The sequence below is a fragment of the Flavobacterium tyrosinilyticum genome, from assembly GCF_023656565.1.
GTDB classification, from domain to species: Bacteria; Bacteroidota; Bacteroidia; order Flavobacteriales; family Flavobacteriaceae; genus Flavobacterium; species Flavobacterium tyrosinilyticum.
The window spans coordinates 249786-269265 of sequence record NZ_JAMOKG010000001.1; the positions used below are offsets into that span (position 1 = coordinate 249786).

General features: G+C 33.9%; 19 protein-coding genes. 4 read left to right on the plus strand and 15 right to left on the minus strand.

Annotation, left to right across the window (positions count from 1 at the left end):
• Window positions 1-37 precede the first annotated feature (37 nt).
• The 7 genes from murD to NCC77_RS01155 form a co-directional block, all read right to left on the minus strand.
• On the minus strand, window positions 38-1369 hold the full coding sequence (gene murD / locus NCC77_RS01125; RefSeq protein ID WP_250834008.1) for a UDP-N-acetylmuramoyl-L-alanine--D-glutamate ligase: 1332 nt from the start codon (window positions 1367-1369) through the stop codon (window positions 38-40).
• Window positions 1370-2602 (minus strand): phospho-N-acetylmuramoyl-pentapeptide-transferase, encoded by a 1233-nt coding sequence (gene mraY / locus NCC77_RS01130; RefSeq protein WP_250834009.1) that lies wholly within the window; start codon window positions 2600-2602, stop codon window positions 1370-1372. It lies immediately after the preceding gene.
• A 101-nt stretch (window positions 2603-2703) separates the two neighbouring features.
• Entirely contained in the window at window positions 2704-4167 is a 1464-nt protein-coding gene (locus NCC77_RS01135; RefSeq protein ID WP_250834010.1) for a UDP-N-acetylmuramoyl-L-alanyl-D-glutamate--2,6-diaminopimelate ligase, read from the minus strand.
• Window positions 4164-6170 carry a penicillin-binding protein gene (locus tag NCC77_RS01140; protein WP_250834011.1) on the minus strand — a complete coding sequence of 669 codons (2007 nt, stop codon included), beginning with the start codon at window positions 6168-6170 and terminating at the stop codon, window positions 4164-4166. Before NCC77_RS01140 ends, NCC77_RS01135 begins: the two co-directional genes overlap by 4 nt.
• Window positions 6161-6508, minus strand: coding sequence for an FtsL-like putative cell division protein (locus NCC77_RS01145; protein WP_008467159.1), 348 nt, complete (start codon window positions 6506-6508; stop codon window positions 6161-6163). Before NCC77_RS01145 ends, NCC77_RS01140 begins: the two co-directional genes overlap by 10 nt.
• A gap of 21 nt (window positions 6509-6529) precedes the next feature.
• Window positions 6530-7438, minus strand: a complete 909-nt coding sequence (rsmH, locus tag NCC77_RS01150) for a 16S rRNA (cytosine(1402)-N(4))-methyltransferase RsmH (protein WP_248729495.1) — start codon at window positions 7436-7438, stop codon at window positions 6530-6532.
• Window positions 7413-7886 (minus strand): division/cell wall cluster transcriptional repressor MraZ, encoded by a 474-nt coding sequence (locus NCC77_RS01155; RefSeq protein ID WP_250834012.1) that lies wholly within the window; start codon window positions 7884-7886, stop codon window positions 7413-7415. The genes rsmH and NCC77_RS01155 overlap by 26 nt, the downstream gene beginning before the upstream one ends.
• Before the next feature lie 378 nt (window positions 7887-8264).
• On the opposite strand from NCC77_RS01155, the gene NCC77_RS01160 reads away from it, so the two are divergent.
• Together NCC77_RS01160 and yihA are read left to right on the plus strand one after the other, a co-directional pair.
• Entirely contained in the window at window positions 8265-9029 is a 765-nt protein-coding gene (locus NCC77_RS01160; protein ID WP_095928582.1) for an alpha/beta fold hydrolase, read from the plus strand.
• A gap of 44 nt (window positions 9030-9073) precedes the next feature.
• Window positions 9074-9694, plus strand: a complete 621-nt coding sequence (yihA, locus tag NCC77_RS01165; protein ID WP_095928581.1) for a ribosome biogenesis GTP-binding protein YihA/YsxC — start codon at window positions 9074-9076, stop codon at window positions 9692-9694.
• Between the two features lie 80 nt (window positions 9695-9774).
• Here yihA and NCC77_RS01170 read toward each other — a convergent pair whose 3' ends face one another.
• From NCC77_RS01170 to gldB, 3 genes are all read right to left on the minus strand, one after another.
• Entirely contained in the window at window positions 9775-10155 is a 381-nt protein-coding gene (locus NCC77_RS01170) for a hypothetical protein (RefSeq protein WP_250834013.1), read from the minus strand.
• 374 nt (window positions 10156-10529) lie between these two features.
• A complete protein-coding gene (gldC, locus tag NCC77_RS01175; RefSeq protein WP_172426852.1) occupies window positions 10530-10862 on the minus strand; it encodes a gliding motility protein GldC in 333 nt (110 codons plus the stop codon).
• The gene (gene gldB / locus NCC77_RS01180; RefSeq protein ID WP_095928578.1) at window positions 10862-11818 is read right to left on the minus strand and encodes a gliding motility lipoprotein GldB; all 957 of its coding nucleotides are present in this window, start codon (window positions 11816-11818) and stop codon (window positions 10862-10864) included. The genes gldC and gldB overlap by 1 nt, the downstream gene beginning before the upstream one ends.
• Before the next feature lie 99 nt (window positions 11819-11917).
• Here gldB and nadE point away from each other — a divergent pair, with 99 nt between their 5' ends.
• Window positions 11918-12724, plus strand: coding sequence for an NAD(+) synthase (gene nadE, locus NCC77_RS01185; protein ID WP_250834014.1), 807 nt, complete (start codon window positions 11918-11920; stop codon window positions 12722-12724).
• A gap of 92 nt (window positions 12725-12816) precedes the next feature.
• On the plus strand, window positions 12817-13446 hold the full coding sequence (locus tag NCC77_RS01190) for a response regulator transcription factor (protein ID WP_008467169.1): 630 nt from the start codon (window positions 12817-12819) through the stop codon (window positions 13444-13446).
• A gap of 89 nt (window positions 13447-13535) precedes the next feature.
• On the opposite strand, the gene dnaG is transcribed toward NCC77_RS01190, so the two are convergent.
• The 5 genes from dnaG to NCC77_RS01215 all read right to left on the minus strand — a co-directional run bounded on the left by dnaG (window position 13536) and on the right by NCC77_RS01215 (window position 19383).
• Complete coding sequence (gene dnaG / locus NCC77_RS01195) at window positions 13536-15608, minus strand: DNA primase (RefSeq protein WP_250834015.1); 2073 nt, start codon at window positions 15606-15608, stop codon at window positions 13536-13538.
• A gap of 129 nt (window positions 15609-15737) precedes the next feature.
• On the minus strand, window positions 15738-16766 hold the full coding sequence (locus NCC77_RS01200; protein WP_250834016.1) for a hypothetical protein: 1029 nt from the start codon (window positions 16764-16766) through the stop codon (window positions 15738-15740).
• Between the two features lie 164 nt (window positions 16767-16930).
• Window positions 16931-17665: a hypothetical protein gene (locus NCC77_RS01205; protein WP_250834017.1), complete on the minus strand. Its 735-nt coding sequence runs from the start codon at window positions 17663-17665 to the stop codon at window positions 16931-16933.
• Window positions 17652-18212 (minus strand): RNA polymerase sigma factor, encoded by a 561-nt coding sequence (locus NCC77_RS01210; protein ID WP_250834018.1) that lies wholly within the window; start codon window positions 18210-18212, stop codon window positions 17652-17654. Before NCC77_RS01210 ends, NCC77_RS01205 begins: the two co-directional genes overlap by 14 nt.
• A gap of 193 nt (window positions 18213-18405) precedes the next feature.
• Window positions 18406-19383, minus strand: coding sequence for a polyprenyl synthetase family protein (locus NCC77_RS01215; RefSeq protein WP_250834019.1), 978 nt, complete (start codon window positions 19381-19383; stop codon window positions 18406-18408).
• Between the last annotated feature and the right edge of the window lie 97 nt (window positions 19384-19480).

The window sequence follows — 19480 nt, forward strand, 5'->3', positions numbered from 1 at the left end:
TTCAACTTGAAACCTGAAACATAAAACTCTTTCTTTTCTACAAGTTGTGTACCGCTTGCTTAAATTGTTTTCCACGGTCTTCGTAGTTTTCGAATAAATCGAAACTTGCGCAGGCTGGAGACAATAAAACCACGTCGCCTTTTTCTGTTAATCTTTGAGCAGTTTTTACTGCATCGTTCATATTATTTACTTCAACCATAATATCAACAACGTTTCCAAAAGCATCAATAATTTTACGGTTATCGATTCCAAGGCAGATAATTGCTTTTACTTTTTCGCGTACTAACGACATTAATTCGTTGTAATCGTTTCCTTTATCAACACCACCAACAATCCATACGGTAGGTGAATTCATACTATCCAAAGCAAAGAAAGTAGCGTTTACATTTGTTGCTTTTGAATCGTTGATATATTGAACGTTCTGTATTTTTAATACTTTTTCTAAACGGTGCTCAACACCTTGGAAATTAGATAGACTTTCACGAATCGTTGCATTTCTAATTTGCATCAATTTAGCTACAGAGCTTGCTGCCATGGCGTTTTTCATATTATGTTTTCCTTCTAACGCAATGTGTTCTGTATCCATTGTAAACTCTTCTTGGTTGATCTTTATTTCCATTTTGTTGTTATTTATAGAAGCCCCTTCATCAAATTTTTTCGTCAATGAAAAAGGAATTAGTTTTGCTTTTGTTTTGTTCTTCTGTAACCATTCTGTACTTGCGACATCATCTGCATCGTAAATGAGATAATCATTTTCAGTCTGGTTCATTGTTATTCGGAACTTCGAATTGATATAATTTTCATATTTATATTCGTATCGATCTAAATGGTCTGGACTTATATTGGTTATAATCGCAATATCGGGTCTGTAATTTATTATTCCGTCCAACTGAAAACTGCTTAATTCAAGAACGTAGGCATCAAATTTATTCTCAGCCACCTGCCAGGCGAAGCTCTTTCCAATATTCCCTCCCAATCCGACATTTAATCCTGCATATTTCAACAAGTGATGGGTCAGCATTGTGGTGGTTGTTTTGCCATTACTTCCCGTAATCCCGATAGTCATGGCTTCTGTGTAAGGAATTGCAAATTCAATTTCAGAAATCACTTTCACTCCTGCCGCAACCAGCTTTTTTACTATCGGAGATTTATCTGGAATTCCTGGGCTTTTCATTACCACATCTGCATTTAGAATTAAATCTTCTGTATGCTGCTCTTCTTCCCAGGCTATTTTATTAATGATAAGAACTTCTTTGTAACTCTCTTTTATTTTTCCGAAATCGGATACAAAAACATCATACCCCTGTTTCTTACCGAGGATCGCGGTTCCTACACCGCTTTCTCCTCCACCTAAAACTACTAGCCTCATTTATCTTAATTTTAGGGTAATGATTGATAAAATGGCTAACATTACAGCAACAATCCAGAAACGGGTTACGATTTTACTTTCGTGATATCCTTTTTTCTGATAATGATGATGCAAAGGCGACATCAGAAATATCCTTCGCCCTTCGCCAAAACGCTTTTTGGTATATTTAAAATAAGTTACCTGAATAATTACTGAAGCACTTTCTGCCAAGAAAATTCCACAGAACAAAACAATCAATATTTCTTTACGAACTGCAATGGCCAATACCGCAATGATTCCTCCGATTGTCAAACTTCCTGTATCTCCCATAAAAACAGATGCCGGATAAGAATTGTACCAAAGGAAACCAATCAATGCACCAACAAAAGCCGAAATAAAGACCGTCATTTCTCCCGAATTGGGGATATACATAATATTCAGATAATTCGAAAAAATAATATTACCAGAAACGAATGTAAAAATCCCGAGCGCGAGGACGGATATTGCGGAGGTTCCGGCGGCGAGCCCATCAATTCCATCTGTTAAATTAGCCCCATTTGAAACTGCTGTAATAATAAAAATAACTACCGGAATAAATACTAGCCAAGCCCATTTCTCATAGCCGTCTCCCATAAAAGACAATACTTCTGCGTAGTCAAATTCGTTGTTTTTTACGAAAGGAATAGTCGTTGCTGTAGATTTTTCTTCAACCCCTGCTGGTACAATAACTGTTGAATTTACTACAGTTTTAAATACATCTGTACGGCCAGTATCTGTTCTTACCGTTACGGCAGGATTAAAATAAAGAACTGCTCCAACGATAATTCCAAGACCAACCTGTCCAATTACTTTAAAAATACCTTTTAAACCTTGCTTGTCTTTTTTGAATATCTTGATATAATCGTCAACAAAACCAATAGTTCCCATCCATAACGTAGTTACAATAAGCAATACGATATAGATATTATGCAATCTTGCAAATAACAAAACTGGAATTAAGGTTGCAACAATGATAATTAACCCTCCCATTGTTGGTGTACCAGCTTTTTCATTCTGACCTGCAAGACCAAGCTCACGCACTGTTTCTCCAACTTGCTGACGGCGTAAAAAGTTAATTACTCTTTTACCATAAATAGTCGACAGAAGCAACGAAAGCATAAATGCCAAAGCTGACCTAAATGTGATGTACTGGAAAACTCCTGTTCCAGGAATGTCCAATGTTTTATCAAAATATTCAAATAAATAGTACAGCATATTTTCTTATTTTTTTAAATTCCAATCTCGAATTAAATTCCAAATTTTAAAACTCAAAATCCAAATTTTATTGGGATTTGGAATTTGAAATTTCCTTTTTGTTATTTATTTAGTTGTTCTAAAATCTCTTTTACCGTTTCCATATCATCAAAATGATGGCGAACACCATTTATTTCCTGATACGTTTCATGCCCTTTTCCTGCAATTAAAATGATATCTTTAGGCTGAGCCAATTGACAAGCCGTTTTAATTGCCTGTTTTCTATCTGTAATTCGCAGCATTTTTTTATAGTTTTGAGGCTCAACTCCCTGCTCCATTTCATCCAAAATAACTTCAGGATCTTCGTTTCTTGGATTATCCGAGGTCAAAACTGCTTTATCGCTTAAATCCGAAGCAATCTTTGCCATAATTGGACGTTTCGTTTTATCTCTGTTTCCGCCACAACCAACAACAGTAATCAGCTGTTCATTTTTGGTACGAATATCATTTATCGTTTTTAAAACATTTTCTAAGGCATCTGGCGTATGTGCATAATCTACAACAGCAGTAATTCCGCCATCTGATACGATATACTGAAAACGACCCGATACACTTTCTAAATCAGACAGTAAACGCAACGCTTCAAGACTATCAATTCCTAGCTCTACAGCAGTTCCATAAATCGCTAAAACATTGTATGCGTTGAATGTACCAATCAGTTTTACCCAAACTTCATTATCATTGATTTTCAACAATAATCCAGACAATTGGCTTTCTAAAATCTGCGCTCTATAATCTGCATACGATTTTAAAGCGTAAGTCAGTTTTTTAGCCACTGTATTCTGAAGCATTACTGATCCGTTTTTGTCATCAATATTCGATATTACAAAAGCTGATTTTGGAAGCGAATCAAAAAACGACTTTTTAACATCTCTATATTCAGCAAATGTTGGATGATAATCTAAGTGATCGTGAGAAAGATTCGTGAAGATTCCACCCACAAAATGTAAAGCTTCTGTACGTTTCTGGTGAATTCCATGCGAACTTACTTCCATAAAACAATGCGTAACTCCCGCTTCAACCATTTCATTCAAATAATGATTAATAGTTAAAGAATCTGGTGTTGTATGCGTTGCTGGATATTCTGTTTGATCTACTACGATTTTTACCGTTGACAATAAGCCAACTTTAAAACCCGCTTTTTGAAACAATTGAAACAATAATGATGCAATTGTAGTTTTACCATTTGTTCCTGTTACACCGACTAATTTTAGTTTTGCAGATGGATCTTCAAAATAATTAGCCGCCATAAAAGCCAAAGCCGTATTGGTATCTTTTACTTGAATATAAGTTACTTCATTAGCTGTATTTTCAGGAAGCGCATCACAAATAATCGCTTTTGCTCCAAGCTGAATTGCTTTTTCGATATAATCGTGTCCATCTGAAAGTGAACCGCGAATTGCTACGAAAATATCATTTGCTTCTACTTTACGAGAATCAAATTCGATTTTCTGAATAGCAATATCTGTTGAACCTTTTACAGATTCAATAGCTACTTTATATAATATGTCTTTTAATACTTTCACGATAATTCTAATACAATTGTTGTGTTTTTACTTATACTGGTTCCCGCTTGAATCGATTGATTCTTTACTTTTCCCATTCCATTTACTTTTACTTTCAAACCTAAATTTTCTAGTAAAGCAATCGCGTCCATTCCTGGCATTCCTTTTAAATTCGGAATCTGGTTAAGCTTTTTATTAGCTTCAGCCGTATATTTATCATAACTAGCATCCTGCTTCGGAATCCTAGAATCTAATTTTTTGATTTTATTTGTCGAAGGCGCATCAGTAAAAATCTTTTGCGCAATTCTCTTAAAAACCGGTCCGGCAACATCTGCTCCATAGTAATTATTTCTAGACGTATTAGGTTTATGAACCACTACAATACAAGAATACTTTGGATGATCAGCTGGAAAATACCCCGCAAAAGAAGATGCATAATACATTCCTTCTCTTCCTGCGTTACCATAATTCACCATAGCTGTTCCCGTTTTTCCTGCCATTGAAAAATCTTTCGAATACAACTTAGAACCTGTTCCTTTTTTAACCACATTCGCCAAGACTGCTTTTACTTTTTTAAGTGTTTCTGGCGAACAAACCTTTGGATTCATTACTTCTGTATCAAACTTTTTAATGGTTTTGTTCCATTCTTTAATTTCTGACACAAATTGTGGTTTTACCATTACCCCATTGTTTGCAACCGCATTATACAAGGTTAAAGTCTGCATTGGCGTAACCGAAACATTATATCCAAAAGCCATCCACGGAAGCGTAGTTCCCGACCAATGTTTGTCTCCAGGCTGCGGAATATAAGGCCTTCCTTCTCCTTTAAAATGCAATCCCAATGGTTTATTTAAACCTAATTCATTAATATGATTTACAAACTTACGCGGGTTGCTTTTATAATTTTCATAAACCGCCTGAACCATTACGGTATTCGACGAAAGCTCAAATCCGCGTGCCAAAGTAACTTTCCCGTAACCACCTCTATGCGAATCACGAACAGCTCTTCCATAATATCTAATTTCCCCTCCATGGCTATCGTAAACTGTACTCGTATCAGCCACTTTATCTTCTAAAATTGCCATTAAATCAACTAATTTAAAAGTCGATCCAGGTTCGTGAGATTCAGCAACTGCATAATTGGTTGTTTCGTAATAAGAACCGTCTTCTGCTCTTCCTAAATTTGAAATTGCTTTTATGTATCCTGTTTCCGTTTCCATTACTACCACACAACCGTGATCTGCTTCGTAATCTTCCAATTGTTTCAACAAAGCGTGGTGTGCGATATCTTGAATGAAAACATCTATAGTCGATATCACATCATAACCGTCAATGGGATCTACTTCGTTTACATCACGAATTGGTTTCCATTGTCCTTTTGCAATTTTTTGCTTTAGAATCTTACCATCTTTTCCGTTCAAATAGCTTTTAAAAGCCCATTCAATTCCTTTTCCTACTTCTATTCCAGTTGCTGGATCAATACGGTCGTAACCAATTGTTCTTTCTGCAATTTTACCTATTGGATGTTTTCTAACAGTTTCTTGCTCAACAATAATTCCACCTTTGAAAGCACCTAAATTGAATAATGGAAACCCTTTAATTTTAACATATTCCGTATAACTCAAATTGCGAGCAATCAAGTAATAACGGTTTTTATTCTCTCGTGCTTTTCGCAATTCTTTTTGAAAGTAACCGCTTGGCTTATCTAAAACTGTTGCTAGAGAATCTGACAATTGTTTTACATATTTTTCGAAAGTCTCTGTTTTTGGCGCTTTTGCATCAAAACGAATTTCATAATTCGGAATTGATGTTGCCAACAAACTTCCATCGGCAGAATAAATATTTCCTTTATTGGCAGGAATTACAAAGTTTCTAACCGTACGCTGTTTCGCCAGTTTTCTGTAATAATCTCCATCAACCCACTGAATATTGGTTAATTTAACGACAATAGCAATTGCCATCAAAAAGATGAAAACTGCTACGAGGTAAATTCTGTAGGATATATGTTTATCGTCTACTGCCATATTCTTTTAAAGAAACTTTTTTCTTCTTCTTTTTTAACTTCTATTTTCACTGGAGGAACCGTCGACGGAAAAATTTGTTTTTCTAACATTTTATCCGAAATGGTTGACTCCATTTTTAATTTCATCAATTCTGAACGGCGATCTACAAATTCTGATCTTAGTTCTTTTACTTCATTATTTAATTTCGCGATTTCAAAAACCTTTTGTTCGTATCGCTGTGTATTGGCAATCATCAAAATGGCCAGCAGAATTATAAAGACGATAAATCGCCAATTTTTCACTGCATCTTCATGAATCAGGAATCTTGCTTTTAATATGCTAAATACACCACTTTTCATTATTTCCTACCTTAATATATATTATAGCTTTTCTGCGACTCTTAATTTGGCACTTCTTGCTCTATTATTAATTTTGATTTCTTCGTTGTCTGGAACAATCAGTTTTCCGATAGTTTTGAATGGAACTGAAAAATTTCCGTAAAAATCTCTTTCTGGCTCTCCTTCAAACATTCCGTTTTTAATAAATCTCTTTACTAAACGATCTTCTAGAGAATGATACGAGATTACCGAAAATCTTCCTCCTGGTTTTAAAATCTCCAATGACTGCTCAATAAATTCTTTTAGAACATCCATTTCCTGATTTACCTCGATTCGAATTGCTTGATAAATCTGAGCCAAAACTTTATTTCGAACTTTCTCTGGCAAAAACTTTTTCAGAACATCTTTCAATTCTTCAGTCGTTTTGATCGGGTAATCTTTTCTTGCTTCGACAATTGTTCTAGCCAAAACCGGTGCATTTTTCAATTCCCCATAATCAAAAAAAACACGACGTAAATCCTGTTCTTCATATTCGTTAACCACTCGATAAGCATTTAAATCATTTTTTTGACTCATCCGCATATCTAGTTCGGCATCAAATCGGGTTGAAAAACCTCTTTCTGGAACATCAAACTGATGTGATGAAACTCCCAAATCTGCCAAGATTCCATCTACTGCTTTTACTCCGTGAAAACGCAAAAACCTTTTTATGAACCTAAAATTTTCGTTTATCAAAGTGAACCTTTCGTCTGGCAGTGCATTGGCAAGCGCATCTTCGTCTTGGTCAAATGCAAACAGCCTTCCGTTTGGCCCTAATCTTTTTAAAATCTCTTTTGAATGACCACCGCCTCCAAACGTAACATCTACATACACACCATCAGGTTTAATATTTAAACCATCTACTGTTGGATGAAGCAAAACCGGATTATGATATTCCATCTTCGTCGTCATTAATATTTCCCATTACTTCTTCGGCTAGATCTGCAAAATCCATATCTTCGCCACTAATTGATTTCTCGTATAAATCTTTGTCCCAAATCTCAACAATATTAACCGCAGATGAAAAAACCACATCTTTAGCAATACTTGCAAACGTTACCAAATCTTTTGGAACAAGCAATCTTCCTAATGCATCAACCTCAACCACTTTAACACCAGCAGTAAACCTTCTAATGAAATCGTTGTTCTTTTTTACAAAGCGATTAAGCTTGTTGATTTTTTTCATCATCGCATCCCATTCTACCATAGGATACAATTCTAAACACGGCTGAAAAACAGAACGCTTCAAAACGAATCCGTCTTGAAGAGAAGCCGTCAACTGCTTTTTTAAAGGTGCAGGCATCATTAGCCTCCCTTTAGCATCGACTTTACATTCATATGTTCCAACAATTGTGTTCAAAAAAAACTAGTTAACATGTTATACAGCAAAAATATAAAAAATATTACCACATTTTACCACTTTATACCACTTTGTTAATAAGTTTAACCACTTTGCTACCACTTTCCATAACCTACATTTAATCAATAGATTAACTATTAATTAACAGATTCTTAAATACGTTATTCAATCAAAAAAATAATGCGCTAATTTTCTTAAAAAATTGATTATAATGCACATTTCTTAACATTTGCTCATTTTAACAAATATCATCTTAATTACTGATTTTTAACATTTTACATATTCTACTGAAATTATCTAGTTAAAAAATCACATCAAAAATTCATTTTTGTTGAATTAACCCTATATTTGTCGAAATTGAAATTGGCATTAGATTAGATGGACAAACACTATAAAAAAGAAGGCAAATACAGCTATTTCGAAGCTGGAGAAGGAACTCCGATCGTTATTCTGCATGGTTTAATGGGAGGTCTAAGTAACTTTGATGGTGTAGCACAATATTTCCCAACGAAAGGATATAAAGTTGTTATCCCAGATTTGCCAATATACACCCAAAGCATTTTAAAAACGAACGTAAAAAGTTTTGCGAAATACGTAAAAGACTTTATCACTTACAAAGGTTTTGACAAAGTTATTCTTCTAGGAAATTCTCTTGGAGGACATATTGCTTTGTACCATACAAAACTTTATCCTGAGAAAGTTGCCGGACTTGTAATTACTGGAAGTTCTGGACTTTACGAAAGCGCAATGGGAGATAGCTATCCAAGAAGAGGTGATTACGAATACATCAAAACAAAAGCTGAAGCTGTATTTTATGACCCAAAAATTGCAACTCCCGATTTGATTGATGAAGTTTACGCTACAGCTAATGACCGCATCAAATTAATCAAAACTTTAACCATTGCAAAGAGTGCCATTCGTCATAATATGGCTAAAGATTTGCCAAAAATGGACGTTGAAACCTGTATTATTTGGGGTCGAAATGACTCTGTAACTCCTCCAAATGTAGCTGAAGAATTTGATAAATTATTGCCAAATTCAACTTTATACTGGATTGACAAATGCGGACACGCAGCAATGATGGAACACCCTCAGGAATTTAATGAAATTCTTGAAAAATGGCTTACTGAAAAGAATTTTTAGCCGTCAAAATTTATTTTTTTTAGGAGGTTTTAAAACGAAAGAACATGAAAATTAACACCGCCGAATTTATTGTCAGCAATTCTGATGCATCAAAATGTCCAAAGGACTTTTTGCCAGAATATGCTTTTATAGGAAGATCAAACGTAGGTAAGTCATCTTTGATTAATATGCTTACCAACAATAAAAACTTAGCCAAAACATCTGGAAAACCAGGAAAAACACAATTAATAAATCATTTCAAAATCAACAACAATTGGTTTTTGGTCGATTTGCCTGGTTATGGTTACGCTAAAGTTTCTAAGAAAACAAAATCAGTTTTTCAGCAATTTATTACTGATTATTTTGAAAACAGAGAACAACTGGTTTGTGCTTTTGTTTTAATTGACATTCGCCACGAAGCTCAAAAAATAGATATCGAATTTATGTCTTATATGGGCGAAAGCGAAATTCCATTCTGCATTATTTTTACTAAAGCAGATAAAATTAGCAAAACAAAAATAGATTCGCATATTGCAGCTTACAAAAAACAGATGTTTGCCAACAACTGGGCCGAAATGCCTCAATATTTTGTAACCTCATCTACAGAATCTACCGGAAAAGAAGAACTATTATCTTATATAGATGAAGTGAATCAAGAAGTTTTTAAAAACAACTCGGAATTTTAGAGTTTAAATTCCAAAAATTCAAAACTTATAATAGCTTAAATCCCAAATTCCAAGTTTGCAATTGGAATTTGGGATTTTTTTTATTGAAGTTTTCTTTTTACTGTTCTTCTAAAGTTTAAAGCTTTCCATTCTTTATAAATCAAAAATTGATAGAGGATATAAAAGAGCGAATTGAAAAACCAGAAATCAAGCACAAACGGTTCTGTAAAAATTACCGATTCGGTATTTCCTGATAGAAAAATACCCGCACTACTTGTTAGGTAGATAATTAACCCATTACAGAAATAGAAATAATTATGCTTGTGGTTTTTTAAATTTGAAACAATAAAATAAACCGCATAACATAACAATGGAATAGATGTTAGAGCTATTTCTACTAAATTAAACTCCCAATAAAGCGAAGGCTTGTTATAATATTGATATCCTAAAAAAAGCAACACCGAAACGAATACCATTATCATAACCTGCTTTAATTTCTGGTTTGAAAAACTTTTATAAAAAAAGAGATTAAGCGTGATAAACTGGAAATTAAAATAATAGTGCGAAAGGAATAAATTAGAATTCGGATAAAGGAATCCGATGATATTGCAAAGCAATTCTACACAAAATAGCAGAACCAAATAAGTGGTTATAATACGATACAATACATCTCTATCTTTGCAAGTCATGTAAAACCGTATCGCATTGGCAAGTAAAAAAAACAATCCGACAAGGCTTACAAGAAAAGGAAATAGCATACATTTTTTTTTACTCAGACAATTTACAATAAAAAGCAAAAAATCCCAAACCCAATCTTTGAAATTGGAATTTGGGATTTTTTATATTGGAATTTCTGTTACTTTGTAAGCTCCAGTTTTTCTGCAAAGTAGTCACAGAAATCTTTCATTGTGTCAGACATTTTTTCGTCGTCTGTTGCACGTTTAAAAGTATCGGCCATTGCAACTAAAGTCTGGTGGAAGAAAATCTTCATTTCATCTACCGGCATATCTTTTGTCCACAAATCTATACGCATTGTTTCTTTTACCTTACTGTCCCAAATAGACAGCATGATTGCTTTTGCTTCTTCCGCTTGAACTCCACCATCTTGCGCACTCCATGTTAATTTTTCAGGAACACGGTTTTCGTCCAATTCTATATTAAATTTAATCTCTGAGTTTATATTTGCCATTATTTCTTAGGTTTATATTTTGATTTTTCGAAGATTTCTTTTGGCTCAAGCTTGAATAATTCAGCCAAAGTAACATCACTATTGTTTTTCATGTAAGAACGTACCATCTGCCAGCCAATCCAAGCTCCCACTCGTCCTGGAGAATCGTTATCTATTTCTAGAAAGAATTTAGAAAAAGGTGCTGGAGCTATAAATCTTGCTCTCAGCTTTGGGTCTTCGTTGTAAAGCATTTCATTTTCTATGAAATAACGCCACATATAGGCTTCATTTTCTTCACACCATTTTATCTGCTCTGGAGTATATCCCATTTTTTCTGCATCTGTATATTCAGGAATCAGCAAATCTTTTGCATAAAGCTGTTTCCCTTCAAAAACCATTTGAGCAACCAAACTCTTATCTATAGAATTTGGAATATTTCGATACGAAAAACTAGACACTACGTCTGGCATAATTTGTCTTTCTTCAAAGTTCTCTTTTAAGTAATTTGGAAACTCATAAAACTTATGATTTTTACCTAAATACAATTCTAAAGCCACCACTACAAGACTATCTGCATAAATAGATTTTGCATTATAATCCATTTCTCCAATTACCGTAATTACTTTAGGAATTTTAGTTTTAGGAAAATAGTATTTTACATGCTGAAAAAGTTCGTTAAACTCTTTGCGAACCGGCTCAAAATTGCTGTACTTTTTCTGAACTTCTGTATAAACTTCTCTCCAGATTGGATCGTTCATTTTCTGAACCCAAACGTTATCGTCATTACCAGGAAAGAAAAACGGATATTGTTTTTTTACTTTCGCAAGATCTTGCGGTTTGGTTTCAAAAAACACCTTATCAAATCGTTCTACTTTAATATCAACAGGAATTTCTTCTACTTCTTTTTCAACCTTACTTTTTTGATTGCAAGACAAAAAAAACAGGCATAGAACCACTGCAAAGCGATATATTTTCATTTTATTTTAATTAGATTTGTGTTATCAGAATTTTAAGTAGTTGCATACTCAAAATAATTCTGCAAATATACATCCCTGCATCTTAAAACTTAAACTATTATGGCTAAAAAAAGCACAATTCAGACAGAAAAAGTAAATACGCACATTGTAGAGTGGTTAAAAAATTACGCTGCTAATGCAAAAGTAAATGGTTTTGTAATTGGAATCTCAGGAGGTGTAGATTCTGCAGTAACTTCTACTTTATGCGCACAGACAGGACTGAATGTTTTATGTGTCGAAATGCCTATTCATCAGGCAGAAAGTCAAGTTTCGAGAGGAAGAGAGCATATTGAACAGCTCAAAAAACGCTTCCCTAATGTTTCTGACGTTAAGACCGATTTGACCCAAACTTTTGAATCTTTTAAAAGCGCAGTGCCTTCAACTGAAGATGCAGCAAAAGTTAATTTAGCTTTAGCAAACACACGTGCCCGCATTAGAATGACTTCTTTGTATTATTTAGCAGGAATTCATGGTTTACTTGTAGCCGGAACAGGAAACAAAGTGGAAGATTTTGGCGTAGGTTTTTACACCAAATACGGAGATGGCGGCGTAGATTTGAGTCCGATTGCCGATTTAATGAAATCTGATGTATATGCTTTAGGAGAATTTTTGCAAATTCCACAATCTATTTTAACAGCCGCACCTACAGATGGATTATTTGGAGACAATCGTACAGATGAAGATCAATTAGGTGCAAGTTATGACGAATTAGAATGGGCGATGTTAGCCGCGGAGTCAGGAAAAACGGCATCTGACTTCGAAGAGAGAGAAAAATCTGTCTTTGAAATCTATAAACGATTAAACACCAGCAACAAGCATAAAATGGATCCAATTCCTGTCTGTTTAATCCCAAAAACGTTAAAATAATACATTTTAACATTCTCTGCGAGTTATTACAGAATTTATTTATTAATTTTACCATTCCAAAAACATGAACAATTCTAAAAAAGGTAAAAATTATGATTAAAGTATGTCTAGCAGACAATCATCCTGTGACGCACTTTGGCGTTAAGTCTTATTTTAAAGACCACGATCAAATTTCAATTGTTGCCAACGTAGGCAATTTTTCAATGGTTAGAGATATTCTTCAAACGAAGGAGATCGACATTTTAATTCTAGATTTAGAGTTAGAAGGTCTTTCAAGCATCTTTGAAATTAAATCTATCTTAAAAAATTTCCCAAAAACAAAAATTGTTATTTTCAGTGATCTTGCTGAGCAAATGTACGCTCCAAACGCAATTAAAGCAGGAGTTTCTGGGTATGTACACAAAACAGAAAAACTTGAAACATTAGGTCATTCTATTATTAAAGTACACGAAGGAAAAATTATCATCAACGAAACAGTACGTAAAAACATGGCACTTATTGCGAAACAAAGCAAAAGTGAGCGTCTGTACAGAAAACTTTCTAACCGCGAAATCGAGGTTTTACGTTATTTAAGCGATGGTAAGAAAAACAATGAAATCTCTAAAATCTTAAATCTGAACGAAAAAACAATCAGTACTTACAAACTGAGATTATTAACAAAATTAAATGTTACTAATCTTGTTGACTTAGTGAACAAAGCTAAGACTTTAGAAATTATTTAATCAAGTCGAAAATCTTAGCCTTTTAAGAGAATCGAAAATTATAAAACTCTATCTATTTTGAATTATCAAATTAGATAGAGTTTTTTCTTTTAGTGATAAGGCACTACTACTCGCCCTAATTTTTTCGAAAAGTTATTCAGCAATTTAGAATAATCGATCACCATACTCAAAACTTCTGAATTATCTTCCTGCGGATCGGTTAAAAGAGAATTCTTTAATTCTGCAATAATTCCAGATACCAAATACCATCTCATAGAAAATATCGTATCTGAAACATTCTGCTCAATGGTTTCACTTTTATGTTTTGGGTAAATATTCTGCCCTTCCCAATTATGAATGGTTAATCGTTCATCTTCCATCAAAATATTGGTTACTTCCTGAGCAAAATCAGGTTCTAAATGCATCAAATATTTATCTAAACTAAATGTTTCATTCTGATTATAAAAATCAATGATGTTCGTGTAAATATTCTGAAACAAAATATTAGACAACTGCACCTCATCTTCTTGAAGACTTAGATATATTTTTTCGAATACCTTATATTGTCTTTTTTCTGAAACTTCTTTTACATTTCCTTCTTCATCTGCCCTCAAAAAAACATCTTCAAAATTTTCTACTACACTTCCGTACAATAGTAAAATCTCAATGACTTTTCTTTCGAAACCATATAAAATATCTACTTTTTGATTTTGTTCTTGCGGAAAATATCCTGGATCTCCCGGATAATCGTAACCTTCGGGCGGGCCAGTTCTTGGATCTTCTGGGTCTCCTCCTGAAAATGAACCTGCTTGCGGAGGCTGATTTCTGACTACCTCAAAAGGCCTTTGTTCCTGTTTCTGCTTTTTATTAGCGTCTGCTATATCTTTCTGAATCAGCTGCGCCAAAGTACTCGTCAAAACCTGCTCCGAAATATCCATGATTCGAGCACATTCCTGAATATAAACTTCACGCTGAATACGGTCTGGAATTTTAGAAATACTCGTAACCATATCGCGAATTAGATCTGCCTTTTTTATGGGGTCATTCTTAGCTTCGCCCATTAAAATCGAAGCCTTAAATTGTATAAAATCTTTACTGTTGTTTTCTAGATACGCAACTAAATCGTCATGAGAATTTTTACGCGCAAAACTGTCCGGATCTTCTCCCTGAGGAAAAGAACAAACACGAACATTCATACCTTCTTCCAAAATCAAATCAATTCCTCGAATGGCCGCTCGTAAACCAGCCGCATCTCCATCAAAAAGAACGGTGATATTTCTAGTTAGACGATTGATCAAACGAATCTGATCTGGCGTTAATGCAGTTCCCGAAGATGCCACAACATTTTCTATTCCTGCTTGGCTAAACTGAATAACATCGGTATAACCTTCAACCAAATAACAGTTATTTTGTTTGGCTATAGATTGTTTGGCATGATAAATTCCGTAAAGAACCTTACTTTTATGGTAAATATCACTTTCAGGCGAATTGAGGTATTTTGCCGCTTTTTTATCATTCGTTAAAATACGCCCTCCAAAACCTAAAACACGACCCGACATACTTTGAATCGGGAACATTACACGCCCTTTAAATCGGTCAAATGGTCGATCTTCTCTCGGAATTGTCAAACCTGTACTTTCTAGAAATTCTAATTTATATCCTTTCCCTAAGGCTTCTTTCGTCAAAGCATCCCAAGTTTCTGGAGAATATCCTAAATTGAATTTTTTAATGGTTTCATTCGTAAATCCTCTTTCTTTAAAATACGATAAACCAATTGCTTTTCCTTCTTCAGAATTAACCAAAACATCCTGAAAATACTTAGCAGCAAATTCAGAAACCAAATACATACTTTCACGAAGATCTGTATTGGCTTTTTCTGCTTCAGTCTGCTCCGTTTCTTCAATTTCGATATTGTATTTTTTAGCTAAATAGCGAATGGCTTCTGGATAAGTAAATTGTGAATGTTCCATTAAAAATTTAACAGAGTTTCCGCCTTTTCCGGTACTAAAATCTTTCCAGATTCCTTTTGCCGGAGAAACCATGAACGAAGGAGAGCGCTCGTCTGAGAACGGACTCAGCCCTTTAAAATTACTTCCTGCACGCTTCAAATTCACAAAATCGCCAATAACCTCCTCTACTCGAGCAGTTTCAAAAACAGAATCAATGGTGGTTTGTGAAATCAAAGTGTATTAAATTTTAGAAGTTGAGAGCTTGCAAAAATACGTAAATCTTGTTGGAATTCTAATCATTTTTAAATCAAAAAAAGCATCTCTGTTGAGATGCTTTTTCCACTAACTAAACGACCAATACTTTTAGTTTAAATCTACGCGAAGTCCTAACGATATATTATTCTCTTTTACTAGATTATTTTGAAATAATGGATTTAAATCATACTTACAATACAAACTCAATTCTCTATATCCGATATAGGAGCTCAAACCATAAATGAAATTATTTACATTGTAATCGCCTTTTATTGTGGTTTTATATTTTAAATCTTCTTCTTCAAATTTTAATATCTGTTTTGATTTTACGTTGATTCCTGCATAACCCCCAATACCAAAACGGAAACTTTTATGAGTTTTAAAATACGTTTTCCCGTCACGTTCTATTGGTCTCGTAAAATCAAATTCTAAATGCACTGGCGCTACCAAATACACATTTCTGAAACGAGATTCGGTCAAATGCACTTGGTTTTCTACTAGATTGGTCTGTTCTCCATCTACGACAAAACTTCTGTTACTTGTTGGACGTATATTATTATACATTAACGAAAGTCCATATTTTGCATGAAGCAGATTGTCATTTTTCATTAATCTTGAATTATAGGTTAAACCCCATTCGTAAAAATGCGATCCCATAAATTTATAATTTGAATCCTGAAGCTTTCCATCTGCCAGCATATTATTTAAACCCATCGCAAATACAAATTGAGACGTAGTTCTTTTTTCGCTACGAATAGAATCTTTATGATGGCTATATGACTTCCAGCGAATCATGTAGATTTTTGCAGAATCTTCTTTTATTTTCCCATCTACTTTTTTCTGAACTAAATCGTTTAGTTCATTTTGAGCCATAGTAATTTTTTCCTCCATAATTACAGCTCTTACCTCTGCCAATTCTTTTTTACGTTTTTCAGCCTGTTCCTGAGTAATTTTTCCTTCAGATAACTGAACATTTACTGCTTCAACTTCTTCTTTTAAAGCTTCTTTTTCTTCTTTTGTAATTTTCTCGATTTTATTGGCAATTGCTTTTGCTTTTGCTTCAAAGGTTTCCTGCCCTACTACTTTACTTACTACTAAAAAGAAGAAAAGTATAAGGTAAATGGTAAAATTTCTCATGATTGATTGGTTTTTAAATGATTGATTGATGATGATTAATTGTTAATATAAATTGTAAATGTTGATTCTTTTATTCCATCTCCAGCGGATTAAAACCCTGCGCTACAATACGGATCGTTCCTTCTGGAATACAATCTATCTTCTTTATTCTATGCTCTTAATTCTCACTCTTGTTGATTTCTATTAGACAAAGCGACTTTTACTTCCTGAAGGTTTTTGTTTACTTTAGTAATTACTTTTTCTCTAAATGAAAGCTCTAATTCGCCGTCGACTTGATTCAATAAATCGTTGGCATTGATTTTTACTTTTGCTTTTTTAACGCCACTTTCTGCCAGAACTTTATTTTCTGCTGTTTGCAATAATTGATCAACATTTTCTTTTTTAGGATTCTCTGGAATTACGGTTTGATTGTTTGTTAATTGTTTTTCTTGATTGTTTTTGATGATTGAAGACTCCGCTATTTGATTTGATTTATTTTGAGTGATTTTATTTGAAATTTGTCCCGAAACTTTGGGATTGTTTTTTTTGTTTTTGTTTACTGTTTCTTCCGAAGTTTTTTCGGCAATTGCAGTTTCCGTTTTCACTGAATCAGCAGTATTTAAAATAGGTTCTGTTAGTGATTCTTTCTCGGTTTCAGTTTCTTTTTCTTTTTCAACAATTACCGTTTCTGGCGTTTTAGCTGCATTTTTATTTTGATTGAAAAACAGCATTCCAACCAATAAAAACCCGATGAAACTTGCTGCGATATACAACCATTTTCTTTTTGATTTTTTTTCTGGTTTTTTCTCTTCTGCCACACTCAACATCGCATCCAATCGATCCCAGGCTTTGTTGCTTGGTTCAATTTCGCGTTGATTTAGTTTTTCACGGAAATCCTTTTCAAAATTATTCGGTTCCATTATCTTGTTTTTTTAAAATAGTAATTTGTGTTTGCAGCATTTTTCTAGCGTGCGATAATTGCGATTTCGATGTTCCTTCATTAATTCCTAACATCTTGGCAATTTCATTGTGTTTGTAACCTTCAATTGCATATAAATTGAAAACCATTTTATAGCCGTTGGGCAAAGCATCAATTAAATACTGAATCTGTTCTACGGTAAATTGGCTATCTATTTCATTAAAGCTTTCTTCTACAAAAAATTCATCTTCGGCAAATTTTACCTTTTTCTGAACTCTTAAATACGAAATGCATTCGTTAACCATAATTCGGCGGATCCAGCCTTCAAAACTTCCTTTGTGTTCAAACTTGCTTAAATTGGTAAAAACTTTCATGAAAGCCGTTATCATTACATCTTCTGCCAATTGAATGTCTTTTATATATTGACGACACACACTTAACATTTTAGAAGAAAACTTGCTATAAATCTGCTGCTGTGCCTGACGATTGTTCTCGGCAGCCAGCTTTATGATTTTGGTTTCTTCTTGATGTAACTGGATAATTTTCATTAATAAGCTTTTCGGTTTTGGTTTTAGAAACAGACTTCTATTAGCATAGACGATTGTCGATTTGAAATGGTTGCATGGAGTTAAAAAAAAATCAAATTTTTAAATTCCAACATATAACAATACATAACTGATTTACAACAAAGTAAATCAATTATCTAATTGACAAATTTTCTGATTATCTAATTTAAAAAGATTATTTCTTTCTCTCAATAACGTAGTTGACCATCAAAGTCAAAGCGTCTTTGTATTCTGAATCTTCGAAGTTTTGAAGTAATGCAAGTGCTTCTTGCTGAAATTCGACCATTTTATTTTCGGCGTAAGCCAAACCATTATTATTTTTTACAAAGGCAATAACTTCTTTTACGCGTTTTTTGTCTTTGTTGTGGTTTTTGATGGAGTTTATCAGCCACTTTTTTTCTTGTGGAGTACAAGTATTTAAAACGTGAATTAAAGGCAAAGTCATTTTTTGCTCTTTAATATCTATTCCGGTTGGTTTTCCGATGGCTTCTTCGCTGTAATCAAATAAATCGTCTTTGATTTGAAATGCCATTCCGATCAATTCACCGAATTTGCGCATGTTTTCTACCTGAGCATCATCTTCGATTACGGCTTTCGCGCCAAGCGCACAACAAGCAGCAATAAGCGTTGCGGTTTTTTTTCTGATGATTTCGTAGTAAACATCTTCCGTGATATCAAGTCTTCTTGCCTTTTCTATTTGAAGTAATTCTCCTTCGCTCATTTCGCGAACGGCTACAGAAATAATTCTCAATAAATCGAAATCGCCATTATCTATAGAAAGCAATAAACCTTTAGACAATAAATAATCTCCAACCAAAACGGCAATTTTATTTTTCCAAAGCGCATTGATTGAGAAAAATCCGCGACGGCGATTACTATCATCTACCACATCATCGTGTACCAAAGTTGCCGTGTGAATAAGTTCTATTACCGAAGCTCCGCGATAGGTTCTTTCGTTTACAGTACCTCCAGAAACCATTTTTGCAGTAAGAAAAACAAACATCGGACGCATTTGTTTTCCCTTGCGGTTTACGATATAATAAGTGATTCGATTTAGCAACGCAACCTTTGAAGTCATCGATTCATGGAACTTTTTCTCGAAAAGTTCCATCTCGGTAAAAATAGGCTGCTTTATTTGAGACGTAATATTCATTTAGATTCCAAATATACTATTTTAAATAAAAATACGTTGTTTATTTTAGGTTAGGATTTAAATATTTTATGTTTTAACCTGAAAAAAAACGCCAAAA